The organism is Cupriavidus sp. GW823-FHT07B10 (genome assembly GCF_058794355.1).
Genome location: NZ_JBXAGS010000010.1, coordinates 96,362 through 112,785 on the forward strand (window position 1 = coordinate 96,362; position 16,424 = coordinate 112,785).

Below are 16,424 nucleotides of genomic sequence, written 5' to 3' on the forward strand. Positions count from 1 at the left end.
CATGGAGGGGACACCACTTCTATATACGCCAGTGCGCGACATGAAGCTGTCGGCGGTCATCGAGAACTGGGATACCGCATGCTCAGGCAATACGGCCGGGTGTGCGCACACGCACTCGTCCGTGCGCATTGCCCGTTCCGGTAATGCCGCCACGATCGCCGGTTACATGGGCCCAGGACAAACCTCTGACGGCGCGATCCGCGAGTTCGCCACCGAGTACTGCTCCCAGGGGAAGGCGGCTGAATGTATTTGGTATCTCGTTTGCGATGCATCAATGGGACAGTGCGCATGCGAGCTACGCTTCAAAATAGACGGGCGATATTTTGCGCGCCGCAAAGGAGGATTGTCATGACCGCGAAGCTGCAGCGTGGACACGAGGAAAACCTCCAGGCTCCCGTTAGCCACCATCGATCACTTGCAATGCGCGCCAGCAAGGTTGAGCGTGCAGCTGCCGCCGCGCTGCTCCTTGGTACCGCACCGCTTCTCCACGCGCAGATCCTCGCAACGCATCCAACGCCGCCGGAAATCCACCAATCCGCTGGCGTCCGGTATGTCTCGGGCGGGATGGGGCGCGAAGCCTTGCGGCAAATGCAGGCTATCGCCGGCCAATTCAATGTGCGGCTCAGCTTCCAGGACCCTTCAGAAGGCAACCCCGTTTCTGGCGTCACACTGATCCTGGTCAACGAACAGGGCAACCGCCTGCTACAGCTGGTCTCGGACGGTCCCCTGGTCTACCTCAAACTGCCTCACGGCCGCTATTACCTGACGCTGATTTATCAAGACGTCGATCACGAGCAATGGATTACGGCTGAAGCCGAGCCGATGGACCTCACATTTCTTTTCAACCTGATCAACCTGGAACGAGACTGGCTGCACGCACGGACACGAACGCCCCAGTACCCGACTCCCACATAAGAAAGGCCTCATTGCGAAGGGCACCGGCTGCAAGGCGGCGCACGTGTCGTGACAGCCAAACGCATATGAAGCCGGCACGCATCGTTGCGGGCCAATGGCCTGTCAATCTTTTCTTTGATGTAGCCAAAACTCCGGGATTTTCCAGATCCTATAGCCAGTGGCTTGCCAAATTTGGGGACTGCAATGTTGGGGCAACAAATGAGCACAGCTTCGCCGCCCCGTTCCACTCCGAACGGATTGATCACCCTGCTGTTTCACCTGAGTCACGCAGCATCTCAAGGACAGCTCGATCCTGTTCTCGTGCGTGAGCTCGGCAAGCGCATCTACACCGAGATTGATGCTTGCAAGGCGGACGACGCCAAGAGCCAGGTCGAGTTGAATCTGCTGTCAGAGGCAATGGCGCGATTTGAGGAGACTTTGCTGGCGGCGCGGAGCCACATGCTGATCGCGGCCATCCGGCGTGCAGGGAGCACTGAACGTCCGCACCGTGAAGCGGATCAAGCTCCCGGCACTCATGAAGGTGGCGCACCGCTACCGGAAAATCGTCCGTTCGATCCTTCGCCCGTCAGCGGCCGCTGCACGGATTATCTCGGGCGGCTCGCCACGCTCGGCCAAGGTGGTCCGCCCTTGGGATGACGGCACCGGCAAGGAAAAGGAGCGGGACTCCTAATTGGGGACTGGCTCTTGGCTGCAACCGCTCTTCGTTTTGGAGATGGTCATGACCACTATGTCACTCGCGCCCACGGTCGTTTCACGAACGTACTCTGTCGGTCGTGCGCTTCTCGGCTCTCTTTTTTTATTTTCCGGACTCCTGAAGATTGGCAGCTTCGCGGCCTATTCTGCGTGGATTGCCAGCGCTGAACTGCCGAGCCCGGATTTGCTGCTGGTGCTAACCATCGCAGTTGAAATTGGTGGTGGACTGACTTTGATCTCGGGCTGGAGCGCACGCTTGGGCGCGCTGCTTCTTGCACTGTTCCTGGTACCCACCACCATCATCTTCCATGGCTTCTGGCGCGCCGATCCCGCAGACTTCATGAATCAGCTTAACCACATTCTGAAGAATGTCTCAATCCTGGGCGGCATGCTGGTGGTATTCGCCATTGAATCGTCACGTATGCAAGCAAGAGTCCCATAAGATGGCTGCCCGGTACGCACCTGGCGCCCGCCACCTTGCGAGATGAGAATCGCCATGAGCAACGAAGCAGAGAAGAACCACCTCGACGAAGCGCAGGCGGGCCACGTGTGGTTGCGGTTGACGACCCGGACGCCGGGCGCGGGCATCCACGCCCAGTGGCATTGTCCTGGAAGCGGATTCTGACATTAAAGCGCGGCGCCAGTTTTTTTCATGCGCGCCACGTCTTCCGTGCCGACGCCACCGGAAACATAAAGGATCCCGGCCGATTCGCGGATCTGCGCGGTGCCTGGAGCGGCAATTCCTGCGCATGGCACAGGGCCATGGCGGTCGCCGCCAAGGTCAGTGCCATTGCCTGGTGGAATAGGGTTGAATGCATGTGGCGTTCCTCGTCAGCAAGCCAAAGGGATGGGACGTTCAAGTCTTCAGACGTGATGCTTGCACTCACAACTTCTGTGGACGGAAGGACCAAGTTCGATTGGCTGGCGAGCATCGTTGGGGCGGGGTCGCCATAAGGGCGCTCCGTGTGCAACGACGCCGAAGTCATTTCGATGGCATCTATCAGTGGCAGAATAAGCGGACCGCCGATCGCCCGAACTACATCGACTATGTGTCCTGCGTCTGATGCCCCCGGTTCGTCCACCCCGCCGGATACCGGCAGGGCCAATGACGTGGCGCTGACACGAAGCCAACGGCTCGGGCGAGATGTGATCGCCGGCTGCTCTATTGCCGGTCTGCTTCTGCCGGAAGCCGTTGCATACGCCGGCATCGCCAATCTGCCTGCGCAAGCTGGCTTGGTCGGCCTGCTAGTCGGGCTGGTGATATACGGCATTGTGGGCACGAGCCGCTTCGCGGTGGTGTCGGCCACCTCATCTTCCGCTGCGGTGCTGGCCGCGGCCACGCTGTCGACGAGCGGCGCCGATGCCGCGCTGCGCCTGGCGCTTGCCGCCGGGTTCGTGACGCTGGCCGGTGTCTTCCTGGTTCTGGCGGGCATGGCGCGTTTGGGCGGCATCACCGACTTCATTGCCAAGCCGGTGCTGCGCGGCTTCACATTCGGACTAGCGGTCATTATCATCCTCAGGCAAATTTCGAGCATCGCCGGGATCCACCCGACGCACAGCGACCTGCCACGTTTCACTTACCAGTTCCTGCACGAATCGGCGAGTTGGAACGTCAATGCGCTCGCCGCGTGCCTGGCGGCGCTGGCCTTGTTGTTCGCGCTGGCGCGCTTGCGGCGGGTGCCGGGACCGCTGGTGGTGATCATGCTGGGCATCACAGCAGCCTATGCCACCGATCTGTCGCACTACGGCATTGCCGAAGTGGGCACGATTGATCTGGCAAATGTCACCATCGGCCTGCCCGACCTGCAGCGCGTACAGTGGTTGCGCGTTGGCGAGCTCGCCTTCGCGCTGGTGCTGATCCTGTATGCGGAATCGTACGGCTCGATCCGCAGCTTTGCGCTCAAGTACGGTGATGTGACCTCACCCAACCGCGACCTGGTCGCACTGGGTCTGGCCAATATTGGCTCCGGTTTGCTACATGGCATGGCAGTCGGGGCGGGCTATTCCGCCACGTCTGCAAATGAAGCAGCCGGCGCACAGTCACGCCTGGCGGGTTGGTGCGCCGCAGCAGTCATCGCGCTGATTGTCGCCGCCCTGCTGCCGCAGCTTGCACGCACGCCCGAACCCGTGCTCGCGGCCATCGTGATACATGCCGTGAGCCATACGTTGCGTCTCGATGCATTCAGGCCCTACTGGACATGGCGCCGCGACCGGCTGCTGGTGGTTGCCGCATGTGTCGCCGTGGTCCTGCTTGGCGTGCTAGACGGACTGCTGGTGGCAATCGGGATCAGCCTGATGCTGACACTGCGTAGCTTCTCCGAACCAAGAGTCAGCGAATTGGGGCGCCTTGGCTCTAGCCACGACTACGTTGACATCGCGGCTCACCCTGAGGCCCGGACTCTGTCGGGCGTGCTGATCGTTCGACCGGAAGCGCCGATGTTCTTCGCCAATGCGGAACGCATGCTGGCCAGGGCGCGACACCTGCACGAGGCAGCCGGGCCGGGGCTCCATACGCTTGTTTTCAGCATGGAGGAGACGCCGGACATCGATGGCTCGACGATCGAGGCGCTGCATACTTTCGCGTCCGAGGTGGCCGCCAAAGGCCAGCGCCTGCTGCTGGTGCGGCTTAAGCCACCCGTGCTGGCTGTCCTGACACGCGCGGCCAGCGAAACGCTGCCGCGCGAGTCACTGCATGAACTGAGCGTGGATGAGTGCGTCCGGTCACTGGGCCAGACGTGGGAACCTGCTTAGGGTGGCCTGAAGCTGCCATCGGTGGCCAACGCCCAAGACGCCGCCGGCAGCGCCACCCGGGGCGCCGTCACGGCCGCCCTCTCCCTCGAAGTCAACGGCAAGCCGCTCGCAGAGGTGTTCCGCGTGACATGCGTCCCCGGCAGGGTAGCGCTTCGGGACGCCCCATGCCGTCCTGGCTCGTTGTGAAAGCAGCTTCAGCAGCCGTGCTTCGTCGGCACGCAGGCGGCTGACGATGACGATCATGCCCCGGCGTGACATCGTCAAATACTAGCTTCAGCATCAGCGGCACCGCTACGGCGCAGGCGTCCATTCCAAGACGGTGGAAGACCTGATCCGAACAGCTGTCGGATGCGCAGTGTCACCAAGCGCCGCGCACTTATGCGATTTCTGCATAACCATGCGCTGCGCCGCGACACTCCATGAAATCTTGGCATCGAACGCGCTCCGGGCACGGCCGATTCCCTAGACTTCGGCCATAGTGCTGAAACCAATTTACGCGAGGAGCGTAACCATGACTGCCGGACTCTTCAGAACCGAACATGACCTCCTGGGTGACCGTGAAGTCCCTGTCCAGGCCTACTACGGCGTGCATACGTTGCGCGCCGTCGAGAATTTCCCTATCACAGGCACCCCGATCTCCATCTACCCGGAGCTGATCAAGGCGCTGGCTGCGATCAAGCAGGCCGCGGCGCAGGCCAACCATGAGCTGGGCCTGCTCGACCAGGCGCGCTGCGACGCAATCGTCGGCGCCTGCCAGGAGTTGATTGCCGGGAAGCTGCACGACCAGTTCGTCGTCGATGTCATTCAGGGCGGCGCCGGCACCTCGACCAACATGAACGCCAACGAGGTGATCGCCAACCGCGCGCTCGAACTGCTCGGCCATCAGAAGGGCGAGTACCAGCACCTGCACCCGAACGAGCACGTCAACATCGGCCAGAGCACCAACGATGTCTACCCGAGCGCGCTGAAGGTCGCTACGTGGTTCGGTATCGCCGGTCTTGTGGACGCCATGGCGGTGCTGCGACGGGCCTTCGAGGCGAAGGCCGACGAGTTCGCTCACATCATCAAGATGGGCCGCACCCAGTTGCAGGACGCCGTGCCGATGACGCTCGGCCAGGAATTCAGCACCTACGCCGTGATGCTCGGAGAAGACGAGGCGCGCCTGCGCGAAGCCGCGATGCTGATCTGCGAGATCAACCTCGGTGCCACCGCGATCGGCACCGGCATCACCGCGCATCCGTCGTATGCGCCGGTGGTGCTGCGGCGCCTGCGCGAGATCACCGGCATCCCGCTGGAGACCGCGCCCAATCTGATCGAGGCCACGCAAGACTGCGGCTCCTTCGTGCAGCTCTCCGGCGTGTTGAAGCGCGTTGCCGTGAAGCTGTCGAAGACCTGTAACGACCTGCGGCTGCTATCCAGCGGTCCACGCGCTGGCCTGGGCGAGATCAACCTGCCGCCGATGCAGGCCGGCTCGAGCATCATGCCCGGCAAGGTGAATCCGGTGATCCCCGAAGTCGTGAATCAGATCGCCTTCGAAGTCATCGGCAATGACGTCACTGTCAGCTTTGCGGCCGAGGCCGGCCAGCTCCAGCTCAATGCGTTCGAGCCGATCATCGCACACAGTCTGTTCAAGAGCGTCAGCCATCTGCGCAACGGCTGCCTGACGCTCGCCGAGCGCTGCGTCAAAGGCATCACCGCGAATGCCGACCGGCTGCGCGCCACGGTCGAGAACTCGATCGGCGTCGTGACGGCGCTCAACCCCTACATCGGCTATGCGAACGCGACCGCCGTTGCGCAGGAAGCGCACGCCACGGGCGGCAGCGTCTATGAAATCGTCTTGCGCAAGGGCTTGCTGTCGAAAGAGGAACTCGACCGCATCCTGCGCCCCGAGACGCTGACCCAGCCGGTGCCGCTGGACTTGCATGGGAAGTCGTTTGTCCGATGACAACCCGAGCCCGCTTCAATGGGAAGACTGGCCCGCCGGTCAGGCTCCAGGATACAAGTCCCGCCGCCCTGCGATTCCGTGCAGCAAGCCCTGTGCAGCAAGTGGCGGCCTTATTAGCCCGACGAGCGCTGCAAGCGCATCGATACCGAAAAGCTGTCGGCGGGATGCACCGTCACCGAGACTTCAAAGGTCTCGCCCGCCGCATCCATATAGCGCCGCACGATCTTCGGCGCCGCGGCTCCAGGCTCCAGCCTGAGCGCGTCAGCGACGTGCCGGTCGCTGACCGCAACCGCGCGCACATCGTGCGGGACTCCGAATAGAAAAAGCCCGCAGTTACGCGGGCTCAAAGCTAGTTTCTTGCTATTTGGTGCCGGTCTATGCCGGACGCCGGATCACTCCCACTCTATCATCAGCAGGCCGCCAAAAGCCGCGTGGTTAAAGGGATGCCTGAGATCGACTTCAGGCCTTACCGTCGCTTTTACCGTCAACCGCGCAGGGCATTTGCTGGCGCGGGAGATGGAGCGAATGCCTCGGCAGCGGCACAAGCGGCTTCCGGATGCGGGCGCCAACGCATGTGTCAGCTATGCACGGCCAGGTTGCGCCAGCGTCCGGTGGCGCCCTGCCCGTGATTGGAGATGCTGCCCTTGCCGCCTTCGATAGGCTTGAGCGTCATCAGCCCCACGCCAGGCGTGACGCTCCGGACCTCCACCGGGATATCGGACACGGCATACATGCGCTTGCCGTCCAGCCACCATTCGCAAGCGCGCGCCTTCCGGTCGAAGCGGATCTCGTACCGGTGAAACCCGCCTGGACGGGGCTGCGCCATCAGCGGGGACTGCACCACATGGATCCAGTCCGCGCCCGTGGGTACGATGCCCGGCAAAGCGAGTCGCTCATAGACGACGCCGATGCATTTTCCCGACATGATGAAATCGAACACCATGCCAGTTTCGAAGTCCCCGAGGCTTAAAACGGCGAAGCCATCGAGCAGGTCATCGGGATTGCCGTTGTGGTTCTCGCAGGCCATCTCCCATGAAATCGTCGTGCCGCCCGTCTCCGAGAGCGGCACCGGCTTCTGCATCACCATGAGCAGCTTCGGGTTGTCGAACATCTGCACGTGGTCATGCCGGATCCGGAACGTTTCGATGCTCGCCTCCAGCACGCCGTCCGAGGCATTCAGCTGCAGGTTGGGATCGCGAAACGTCCAGGTAGCGCCGTCGCCGGCGGGCAACTCAAGCGTGCGCCAGGTTTCCGGCGCCGGCTGCCCGGAAGTGAATGGATCGAGAATGGTGGTTGGCATGTCGTGGTCTCCGTAGCGCTCTAGTCAGGAAAAGCTGCGGCCTTCAAAGGCCGCCACCTGCGATTGGCCGACCGGCCAACCCGCGACCGTTTCCGCCACGAAATCCTCATAGCTGCGCGGGGAGCGCCCGAGCAGACTGGCCAGACGGCCGAGTTCTTCGTCGGTGGCGACCAGGCCATCGGTCTGCCAGGCGGTGAACATCATCTTCAGGTCCATTGCGAACCACTGGGGAGCCCCATGGGTGAGCTGTTGCTGCTCCCACTGCTCCATGTCATGGCCGCCATACGTAATCGCCTTGCCCAGCACGGCCGACCATAGTGCCGCGGCACGCTTGCCGGTAAATGGCTCCGGTCCGGCAATGGTGTAGGCCTGTCCGTCATGGCCATCGGTGGTCAGCACGATGGCCGCGGCCTCGGCAATATCCCGCACATCGCACAGCGATGCGCCCAGGTCACCGAGCGGCTGCGGATAGATGGCATGCCCAAGCAACGCGTCCCGGTACCAGTAGTCGTTCTGCATGAACACATTGGGACGGAGAAAGGTGTAGGGCACACCGGAGTCCCTTATCACCGACTCGATCAGCAGCTTCGAGCCGATATGCGGCACATGGCGCGGGGGCCTGGCGGTCTGGTGCACCGACAGATAGACGATGCGCTTCACGCCGGCCGCGCGCGCCAGCGCCACGGCTGTCAGCCCTTCGTGCGCCTCGCTCGGGACGCCCGCCAGCAGCAGAAAGAGCGCGTCGATATCCTCGAACGCCGGCCGGAGATCGGAGGGGCTGAGAAGGTCGCCCACCACGGCCTCCACGTGCGGCGAAATGGCCCTGGCGCGTTCCGCGCTGCGCGTCAGGACCCTGACCTGCACGCCTCGCACGAGCAGCTCGCGCACCACCCGGCTGCCGGTCGTGCCGGTACCGCCTGTCACCATGATTTTCATTGCCGCTCCTCTTCTCTATGTGTTGGTGTTGGATTTCAGTGCCGGACGCCGGGTGCGCCGTCGGCGATTGCATCAACGGGCACCGGCGATCTTCCGGCCCTGCCTTCCGGCAGCAGCACCCATGCCAGCGCCGGCAGCAGGATCAGGGCGCCGAGCATGTTCCACAGGAACATGAAGGCAAGCAGGACGCCCATATCGGCCTGGAACTTGATTGGCGACAGCATCCAGGTGGTCACGGCAATTGCCAGCGTCACGCCGGTCAGCATCACCACCTTGCCGGTGAAGCGCAGCGCGCGCCGGTAAGCCTGCGGCAGGCTGGCGCCGGCGCGCAGTTCGGCCAGCACGATCGTCATGATGTAGAGCGCGTAGTCCACGCCTATGCCGACGCCCAGTGCGATGACCGGCAGCGTCGCCACCTTGACGCCAAGACCCAGCGCCACCATGAGTGCCTCGGCCAGCACCGAGGTAAGCACCAGCGGCACCACAGCGCACACTGCCGCGCGCCAGGAGCGGAATGTCAGCATGCACAGGACGATCACCGCGCCGTAGACCCAGAACAGCATCTCGCGGCTGGCTTGCCGCACGACAATATTGGTGGCCGCCTCGATCCCCGCGCTGCCCGCCGCCAGCATGAAGCGTGCGTGCTGGCTGTCGTGCGATGCGGCGAAGGCTTCCACCGCGCTCACCACCCTGGCCAGCGTCTCGGCGCGGTGGTCCTGCAGATAGACATAGAGCGACAGCAGGTTGCACGCCTGGTTGAAGCTCTCGCGTGGCGATCGGTTGGCGGCCGTATTGAGCGTGGCCTGGTTCCGCACCAGCTCGTACCACTTCGGGCTGCCCTCGGCCATGCCCGCGACGATACGGCGCGCCAGCAGCGCCAGCGAGTTGGTGCCTTCCACGCCCGGCAGCTGCCTGAGCTGCCACTCGAGCGCATCCACCTGCCTGAGCGTGGCGTAGTCCGCGCAGTGCCCGTCCGGCGTGCGCACCATCACCACCAGCAGGTCGCTGCTGGCTGCGTAGTTGGCCCTCATGAAGCGGTCATCGCGGTTGTAGCGCGAGTCTGCGCGCAGTTCCGGCGCGCCTTCATCGAGATCGCCTACCTGAAGATGCTGGCTGACCAGATATCCGCCCAGGCCGAGCACGGCTGCCGGCAGCAATGCAGACAGGGCCCACCGCGCAGTGGTAAAACGCTCCAGGAAACGCCACGGACCGCCGACCTGTGCCGGGGTGTCTTGCGAGCGCAGCGCCCTGGCGGCCGCATTCGCGTCCACGCCGGTGTATGACAGCAGCACCGGCAGCAACACCAGATTGGTGAAAATCAGAATGGCCACGCCCAGGCTTGCCACTACCGCCAGCTCCTGGATCACCGGAATGCGGATCACGAGCAGCACCGCGAAGCCGACTGCATCGCACAGCAAGGCGGACAACCCCGCCATGAACAAGCGCCGGAAGGTATAGCGCGCCGCCACGAGCCGGTGCATGCCGCGCCCGATGTCCTGCATGATGCCGTTCATCTTTTGCGCGCCATGGCTCATGCCGATGGCAAACACCAGGAAGGGCACCAGCACCGAGTAGGGATCGAGCGCATACCCCAGCAGCGGCAGCAGCCCAAGCTGCCAGACCACCGCCAGCAGCGATGTCAGCACCACCAGCAGCATGCTGCGCAGGCAGCGCGTGTACCAGAGCACCGCCGCAGCGGCAATCGCCACGGCCAGGGCGAAGAACACCATGACCTCGCCGATGCCGGTGATCAGGTCGCCCACCACCTTGGCGAAGCCGGTGACGTGAATGCGGATATCCCTGGTCTCGTACTTCTGCCGCACGGCTTCGAGCGCATCCGAGAAGCGCTTGTAGTCGAGCGCCTGTTCGTCCCTGGGGTCTCGCTCCAGCAGCGGCAGGAAGATGATCGACGACCGATAGTTGCCGGCGACCAGCTGGCCGATTTCGCCCGACCGCTCCACATTGCGCCGCACCTGCTCCACGGTCTGCGCCGAGCCGTCATAGTCGTCGGGAATCACCGTGCCGCCTTCCAGGCCCTCCTCGGTCACGCCAAGCCAGCGCGTGTTCGCGGTCCAGAGCGACTTCTGGTAGGCGCGGTCGACACCGGGAATGAGGAAGAGCTCGTCGTTGATCTTCTTGAGCCGGTCCAGATACCCGGCATCGAATATCGTCCTTTCACGCGTCTCCACCGCGACGCGCACCGAATTACCCAGACCGCTCAGATCCGCCTTGTTCTGCAGGTAGTTCTGGATATACGGATGCGCGGCGGGAATCATCTTCTCGAAGTCGGCGTTCAGCCGCACCCGCATCGCCTGCCAGCCGAGCAGCACGGTGATGATGACGCACAGCGCCACGATCCAGGCGCGGTGATTGAAGATGAGACGTTCGACCATCGAGCCCGAGCCGGCGTCGAAATCCTGGATATGCTGCACCACCTGCCAGTTGGCCTGGCCTGCCTTGCTTTGCTTCTCATGCATGAGAGGAAACTCCGGTTTGCATCACTGCCTGCCGGCTGTTGCTGGCGCCGCCGAACTGCCGCGTGCGCCCACCAGCACGATCCTGTCGCCCTGCTGCGCCGCCCCGGCGAAGGGTTGCGGATGATCCGGCACCACGCGCACGAAGGCCTCCGGGCGCACCAGCTCGCTCACGAACAGTTCGCCGGCCTGGGTCGCCAGCGCTGTCCGGCCGTCTGCAAGGGCCACGCCGCCGGTGATTGCGGCGGTGGTGCCGAGTGCCAGCTTCGACCAGTTCGCGCCCTGGTCGGTCGAGCGGAAGGCATTGCCGCGCAGGCCGTAGACGATGACGCCGCCATCGGCCTGCACCAGTACGCCGAAGAACGTGCCCCGATATGGCGAGACCAGCGGCCGGAAGGTTTCGCCAGCATCGGCCGAGCGCAGCAACAACCCTTGCTCGCCCGCGATGTACAGGTCGCGCCCCGCTCCCGCAATGCCATAGAGATGCAGCGATTTGGGATTGGGAATCCGGTCCTGCCACGGCACCCAGCGCCTGCCGCCATCGGTGGTGCGAAACGCAAGGTTGAAGGCGCCCACCACCAGTGCAGTGCTGGCGTCGGCCGTGTACAAGTCGAGGAATGGCTTGTCCGGCCCGTCCTCCACCAGTTGCTGCGCCTCGGCTCGCCGGGCGGGATCTTTCCCCGCGGCTGCCAGCATCAGACGGGCGGCGGCTTCACCATCAAGCTGCCGCGACCATGTGAGGCCGCCATCGGCTGTGTGCAGCACCGTGCCGGCGTGGCCGGTTGCCCAGCCCTCCTGCGGCGTGGCGAAGTGGACTGAAGTGAGCGTGACATCGGTTGGCGCACTAGCGTGGCGCCAGTGCCGGCTGCCATCGTCGGACAGCACCACCGTGCCGCGCTCGCCTACCGCCACCAGGCGCGTGCCGGCGCTCGCCACGCCAACCAGCGCCGCATCCTGGCGGAAAGCGCGTACCGGGTCCGCCGCCGCGGCGCCCTGCACCAGCGCGGCCGCCGTGGCGGCGCCAGCCAGCAGCAGGGCCAGGCGGCCCGCGCCGCGCCGCCGCGGCGTTTTCGTGCATGCAAACATGGCATTCGTCTCCACGTGGACCATCGCCGGCGTGCTAGCGCACGCCCTCGCCGGCCAGGGCCTCTGGCGAGAAGTAGCTGGAAGGAATGCGGTCGAGCAGCTTGTAGTGATAGCGGAAGCCGGGGCTGCCATAGTCCGGGAATGCTGCGGCCAGGTAGGCACCGGAAAGCAGGTTGTAGATGCACCACGAACTGGTGGCGTTGACGAAAGGGCCCTCGGGCACCACATACGGCATGGCGACCTGTACGCGCCACAACTGGCCCTGTGCATCCCAGCCCTCGCCCAGCACGGCGGCCCAGGTGTCCTCATCGAGATACAGGCGGCGCTTGGGCACGACATGGCGCTTGCCCGGCGCCAGCTCGGCCTCCACCACCCAGACGCGATGCAATTCCCAACGCATCGAATCGGGGTTGGCATGATGCGGCATCAGCAGCTGTTCAAGCGAAAGGCCCTTCTGGTAAACCTTGTTGTTGTTGTAGGGGATGTAGATCTCTTTCTTGCCAACCAGCTTCCAGTTGTAGCGGTCCAGCTCGCCCAGGAAGACAAAGGCCTCGTCGAAGTAACTCTGGCCGGAATTGATGTCGTCCGGCGTGTCGTAGCCAAGCGTGGGCGCCTTGCGCACGCGGCGCTGCCCGGTGAGATATTCCCAGGCCTGGCGCGGCCGGTTTACCGCATCGACCAGCAAGAACTGCGAACCGGCCTTGAGCGGCGGCTCGGTGGTGAAGATGCGCAGCTGCTGCGACTCGCCGGTGAACTTGTCCACGGCACCGCCCTTCTCGTAGTACGGGTACTGCGACTTGTTGTAGCCCTTAGTGGCCATGATCAGCTTGCCGTCCGGCGTGCCGACGTAGTTCACGAAGTAGCTGGAAATGGTCTCGCCCGTCCATTGCAGCTTGTGGTTCCACATGGCCTCGTTGCCGTTCTTCGGAATCGGAAATGGAATGCCGCCATAGGCGCCTTCCACCCACAGGCCGTTATCGGTAGTGCGGGCACGGGTGGCGTTCTGGAAGGTGTTGTCGTAAACCCATTGCGGCGCGGCCGCCGTGCGCCGGGTCGGGTAGACGTCAAGCCTGAATGTGTCGGGATACTTCTTCAGCAGTCCCTTGACGCCCTCGCTGAGCTTGTCGGCGTACTGCGCGGCGTTCTTCGCGTCGATCTTCAGGAGCGGCTTGTCGGCAGCGAACAGGTCGGGCGGCGGATCGCCGCTCTTGTAGTTCGGCGGCATCTGGGTATGCCCGCCCGTCCATGCGGGAATGCTGCCGTCCTTGTTGCCTGCGCGCTCGGCGCCCAAGGGCGTGAGCGTGGACTTGAGCGCGGCAGCTTCCTGCGCGCTGACCATGGCCAGCGCGGGCTGCGCCGCCAGCATGGCTGCGGCGAGCCAGGGCGTCACGATGGTCACGATGGAAAAGGGCTTCATCAATTGTCTCCTCTGTTTCAGAACGCGCGCTGGATCGTCAGCGACACGAAATCCCGGTCCTTGAAAGTCTGGCCGTAGGAATACGCCTGGCTGGCGGCGTTCGGCGGGGTCAGCACGGTCGCGGCCGGGCCGAAGTAATGGGTGTAGTTGAGGCCAATGTTCCAGACCTGCTCGTAGACGCCATTGACACCCACGCTCAGGTCGCCGCCGCGATGCACGCCGAAGCCTGGGTTGAGCACCGACGACTTGCCGAACAGGCCGTAGCCAATGCCGATCGGCACGTTGATGTCGAGGCCGTTGATGACCTGGTAGTAGGCGGGCTGGAACACCATGCGGATGGCCCCCGCATCGCGCGTCGCGTTGGGGTCCAGCGCGCCGGCATTGCGGGTTACGCCCAGGCGCCGGTTCCACGCAATCTCGCCGACGATGCTGCCGCCCTCCCACAGCGCCGTGGGCGGCAGCAGGTTGATCCACGAAATCTGCCCATGCAAGGTGTCACCCACCGGGTACAGCGGATTGCCGGCGTTGTTGGCGCTCATGCCGGGCGGCACGAACACCGAGCCACCGCGCGCGACCAGTGGCATGTTGTGCCGGTAAGAGAGCTCGCCAGCCACGTTGGCAGTGCCCAGCGTGGTGGAGAAGCTGGTGCCGATCACCTTGATGTCTTCCGGGAACACCAGCTGGTACTGGCCGAGCTTGCCGGCAGCCAGGTCCTGCCCGGCAAAGCTGGTGTACACGACCGGATCCTTGGAGTGGAAATTCGCCGCGTAAAGCCCGAACTCCGCATCAAGGCCGCGCGGACGGTAGCGCAGCTGCATACCGCCCTGGCCGGACGACTTCGCCTTGATGTCGCCGGTGCGGCTGAAGTACGCGCCGGGACCGGCAAGAATGCGCTCGCCACCGGCGTCGAGGATATCCACAGCGGAAAAATAGCTGCCCACGCCCGGCAGGCGGTTGCGCTCCCAGTCGAACTGGTAGTAGCCGCCCGCGGCCAGGTTCGGCGTGACCTGGACTTGCCCTGAGACCTGTGGCACCGGCCGGATCAGTTCCTTGAACTGTGTGTTCGGCACCGACAGCAGCTTGACCAGGTCGATCGGCGACTGCGCCGCCGCAATGCCGTTGTTGCCGAAAAAGAGGCTCTCGCCGTACAGCACCGAATGCTGCCCCAGCCGCATGCTCACGGGCATTCCGCCCACTTCGACCTTGCCGAAGGCAAAGGCATCCAGCAGCTCCACATTGCGGCCGTTGATGGTACGCGTACCGCTGGGGAAGCGGTCGTGCGGCACCGATGCGGCGTTGGCGGTGGCGGCAGAGTCGTTGTCGTTGCCGCGGTTGTAGACGTCGTCGTACCATGCCGCGCCGCTCACGCGCACGCCGAAATTCCGGTAGCTGACGTCGAACTCCGAGAGCAGGTCGACCCGGTTCGAGATCAGCCCCCAGCGGCGGAAGTTGCGGTCGCCATCGTCGGCGTTGGCATCGGCCGTCAGGGTGGCAGAGCGGTCCTTGAGGCGCTGGGCCACGCTGTACTTGATGGTGTTGTCCCAGCGGATCGTCAGGTCTTCGTTATCGGTCGGAATCTGGAAAGCATGTGCAGGCGGTGCGGGCAGTGCGCACAAGGCCAGGGCCAGCGCGCTGGCGGCGCGGGCCTGGAAGGTGTTGGCGTTCAAGATGGTCTCCTCGCTACTTTATTTTTGTGTGTGCCGTATCGGCGGCGGCTCCCCGCTTTGTGGGCGCTTACCGCTGCATGGCCGCCTCGCTCGGATGGATGCCGTACTCGCGCGTATCGAGCAGTGCGGATGCCTCCAGCGCTACCGGCGTAAGGCGCAGCGTCGGCCGCGTCTCCAGCAGCCATGCCTGGTAGCCTTGCGGCACATTCTCGCTGGGCCCCTGGTGGATGACTCCCTTCGGCACCCAGCTCACCGTGCCGGGCTCGCTCACGTCACCCCATGCGCCCGGACCGGCGTGGTAGAGAATCACTTCGTCGAAATCGGCATTGACATGGATCGGCGGGCGCTGCGTGGTGCGCGCGCAGAGCGTGTAGATCATGATCTCGCCGTCGTCGGAGGTGATGAACTGGAACGGCGGGCCGCCATGCGGCAGGTACGTGCCGACCTGCACGTTGGCCAGGTTCACCTTCCACACCGGCACGTTCCCGTACACGTGCGCCACCGCGCGCAGCGGGTCCTGCGGCAGCCGGAACACCGTGGGACCATCCTCGGCCTTCAGCACCAGCGTCACCTCTGTCGGCACGTGGCCGTCTTGTTGCGGTTCAACCCTGGCGTAGTGCACGTCGCGCGCGAAGTTGATCATGCCGGACGGGGTCTGGGGGTTCAGGCGCAGCGGCGAGGGGCTTTCGACGATGAACCGCCACGCCGGGCCGCCCTGCGGCGTCGTGCGGTAGGCCACCGAGCGCGGAATGCAGACAAAATCCCCGGCCTGCGCGTCCAGCACCCCGCAATCGGTTTCGAATCGCACCTCCCCGCGGTGCACGAAATGCAGTTCGTCGGCCTCGACGTTGCGTACCACAACGGAGGCCCCCTGATCCTGGTGCGCGGCGCTCAGTTGCACCCCTTTGCGCGAGCTGGCAACCGGCACCGGCATGGCAAGCGCATCATCGCCGTGAGACATCGCCAGCTTGTCCAGCTGGAAGCGGCGCGGCGCGTGCGGCCCCTGTGCCGACAGGTAGGCCGGCGCGTAGTGCGGGCGCAATACCATCGAGCAGGTGCCGTTGAAGCCGTCACGCGTCCACAGCTCGCCCTGCCCCGCCGCGTCGCCATCGCCGGGCGCCGGCCCGAATCGGTTGTCTTTCACGCTACCCCTCCTTCTTACGTTGTGCTTCGGACAAATACGGAGTCGAATCCATTTGGTTCGACAACGGATGATTTGCTTCCCAGACCTTGCCGGCGG

The 16,424-nt window shown here is 64.2% G+C and carries 15 protein-coding genes; 7 read left to right on the plus strand and 8 right to left on the minus strand.

The genetic code is table 11. From position 1 onward, the window contains the following. Positions 1 to 40 precede the first annotated feature (40 nt). From AC1Q6V_RS20970 to aspA, 7 genes are all read left to right on the plus strand, one after another. Complete coding sequence (locus AC1Q6V_RS20970; RefSeq protein ID WP_439667953.1) at positions 41 to 352, plus strand: hypothetical protein; 312 nt, start codon at positions 41 to 43, stop codon at positions 350 to 352. Further along, positions 349 to 915 (plus strand): hypothetical protein, encoded by a 567-nt coding sequence (locus tag AC1Q6V_RS20975; RefSeq protein WP_454750408.1) that lies wholly within the window; start codon positions 349 to 351, stop codon positions 913 to 915. The genes AC1Q6V_RS20970 and AC1Q6V_RS20975 overlap by 4 nt, the downstream gene beginning before the upstream one ends. Positions 916 to 1,113: 198 nt before the next feature. Next, on the plus strand, positions 1,114 to 1,551 hold the full coding sequence (locus tag AC1Q6V_RS20980) for a hypothetical protein (RefSeq protein WP_439670607.1): 438 nt from the start codon (positions 1,114 to 1,116) through the stop codon (positions 1,549 to 1,551). Between the two features lie 82 nt (positions 1,552 to 1,633). Further along, positions 1,634 to 2,050 (plus strand): DoxX family protein, encoded by a 417-nt coding sequence (locus AC1Q6V_RS20985; protein ID WP_231881343.1) that lies wholly within the window; start codon positions 1,634 to 1,636, stop codon positions 2,048 to 2,050. A 54-nt stretch (positions 2,051 to 2,104) separates the two neighbouring features. Next, a complete protein-coding gene (locus AC1Q6V_RS20990; RefSeq protein WP_439670608.1) occupies positions 2,105 to 2,233 on the plus strand; it encodes a hypothetical protein in 129 nt (42 codons plus the stop codon). A gap of 422 nt (positions 2,234 to 2,655) precedes the next feature. Further along, a complete protein-coding gene (locus AC1Q6V_RS20995) occupies positions 2,656 to 4,359 on the plus strand; it encodes a SulP family inorganic anion transporter (RefSeq protein WP_439669034.1) in 1,704 nt (567 codons plus the stop codon). A 511-nt stretch (positions 4,360 to 4,870) separates the two neighbouring features. After that, on the plus strand, positions 4,871 to 6,304 hold the full coding sequence (gene aspA / locus AC1Q6V_RS21000; protein WP_010809932.1) for an aspartate ammonia-lyase: 1,434 nt from the start codon (positions 4,871 to 4,873) through the stop codon (positions 6,302 to 6,304). 113 nt (positions 6,305 to 6,417) lie between these two features. Here the strand turns inward: aspA and AC1Q6V_RS21005 are convergent, their stop codons facing one another. From AC1Q6V_RS21005 to AC1Q6V_RS21040, 8 genes are all read right to left on the minus strand, one after another. Further along, on the minus strand, positions 6,418 to 6,603 hold the full coding sequence (locus tag AC1Q6V_RS21005; protein ID WP_010809931.1) for a UTRA domain-containing protein: 186 nt from the start codon (positions 6,601 to 6,603) through the stop codon (positions 6,418 to 6,420). 278 nt (positions 6,604 to 6,881) lie between these two features. Next, entirely contained in the window at positions 6,882 to 7,604 is a 723-nt protein-coding gene (locus tag AC1Q6V_RS21010) for a DUF6081 family protein (RefSeq protein WP_439670609.1), read from the minus strand. Positions 7,605 to 7,628: 24 nt separating this feature from the next. Continuing rightward, positions 7,629 to 8,540, minus strand: coding sequence for an SDR family oxidoreductase (locus AC1Q6V_RS21015; RefSeq protein ID WP_454750407.1), 912 nt, complete (start codon positions 8,538 to 8,540; stop codon positions 7,629 to 7,631). Between the two features lie 35 nt (positions 8,541 to 8,575). Then, positions 8,576 to 11,017, minus strand: coding sequence for an efflux RND transporter permease subunit (locus AC1Q6V_RS21020; RefSeq protein ID WP_454750406.1), 2,442 nt, complete (start codon positions 11,015 to 11,017; stop codon positions 8,576 to 8,578). Between the two features lie 21 nt (positions 11,018 to 11,038). Continuing rightward, positions 11,039 to 12,100: a WD40/YVTN/BNR-like repeat-containing protein gene (locus tag AC1Q6V_RS21025; RefSeq protein ID WP_439670611.1), complete on the minus strand. Its 1,062-nt coding sequence runs from the start codon at positions 12,098 to 12,100 to the stop codon at positions 11,039 to 11,041. 34 nt (positions 12,101 to 12,134) lie between these two features. After that, a complete protein-coding gene (locus tag AC1Q6V_RS21030) occupies positions 12,135 to 13,517 on the minus strand; it encodes a DUF1329 domain-containing protein (RefSeq protein WP_010809926.1) in 1,383 nt (460 codons plus the stop codon). A 17-nt stretch (positions 13,518 to 13,534) separates the two neighbouring features. Next, entirely contained in the window at positions 13,535 to 15,184 is a 1,650-nt protein-coding gene (locus tag AC1Q6V_RS21035; RefSeq protein WP_058698007.1) for a DUF1302 domain-containing protein, read from the minus strand. Positions 15,185 to 15,251: 67 nt separating this feature from the next. Continuing rightward, on the minus strand, positions 15,252 to 16,328 hold the full coding sequence (locus AC1Q6V_RS21040) for a homogentisate 1,2-dioxygenase (RefSeq protein WP_010809924.1): 1,077 nt from the start codon (positions 16,326 to 16,328) through the stop codon (positions 15,252 to 15,254). Between the last annotated feature and the right edge of the window lie 96 nt (positions 16,329 to 16,424).

Excerpts from the sequence above, each read along its gene's own strand:
- AC1Q6V_RS20970 (WP_439667953.1), top strand. The coding sequence starts at position 41 with ATGAAGCTGTCGGCGGTCATCGAGAACTGGGATACCGCATGCTCAGGC.
- AC1Q6V_RS20975 (WP_454750408.1), top strand. The coding sequence starts at position 349 with ATGACCGCGAAGCTGCAGCGTGGACACGAGGAAAACCTCCAGGCTCCC.
- AC1Q6V_RS20980 (WP_439670607.1), top strand. The coding sequence starts at position 1,114 with ATGAGCACAGCTTCGCCGCCCCGTTCCACTCCGAACGGATTGATCACC.
- AC1Q6V_RS20985 (WP_231881343.1), top strand. The coding sequence starts at position 1,634 with ATGACCACTATGTCACTCGCGCCCACGGTCGTTTCACGAACGTACTCT.
- AC1Q6V_RS20990 (WP_439670608.1), top strand. The coding sequence starts at position 2,105 with ATGAGCAACGAAGCAGAGAAGAACCACCTCGACGAAGCGCAGGCGGGC.
- AC1Q6V_RS20995 (WP_439669034.1), top strand. The coding sequence starts at position 2,656 with ATGTGTCCTGCGTCTGATGCCCCCGGTTCGTCCACCCCGCCGGATACC.
- aspA (WP_010809932.1), top strand. The coding sequence starts at position 4,871 with ATGACTGCCGGACTCTTCAGAACCGAACATGACCTCCTGGGTGACCGT.
- AC1Q6V_RS21010 (WP_439670609.1), bottom strand. The coding sequence starts at position 7,604 with ATGCCAACCACCATTCTCGATCCATTCACTTCCGGGCAGCCGGCGCCG.
- AC1Q6V_RS21015 (WP_454750407.1), bottom strand. The coding sequence starts at position 8,540 with ATGAAAATCATGGTGACAGGCGGTACCGGCACGACCGGCAGCCGGGTG.
- AC1Q6V_RS21020 (WP_454750406.1), bottom strand. The coding sequence starts at position 11,017 with ATGCATGAGAAGCAAAGCAAGGCAGGCCAGGCCAACTGGCAGGTGGTG.
- AC1Q6V_RS21025 (WP_439670611.1), bottom strand. The coding sequence starts at position 12,100 with ATGTTTGCATGCACGAAAACGCCGCGGCGGCGCGGCGCGGGCCGCCTG.
- AC1Q6V_RS21030 (WP_010809926.1), bottom strand. The coding sequence starts at position 13,517 with ATGAAGCCCTTTTCCATCGTGACCATCGTGACGCCCTGGCTCGCCGCA.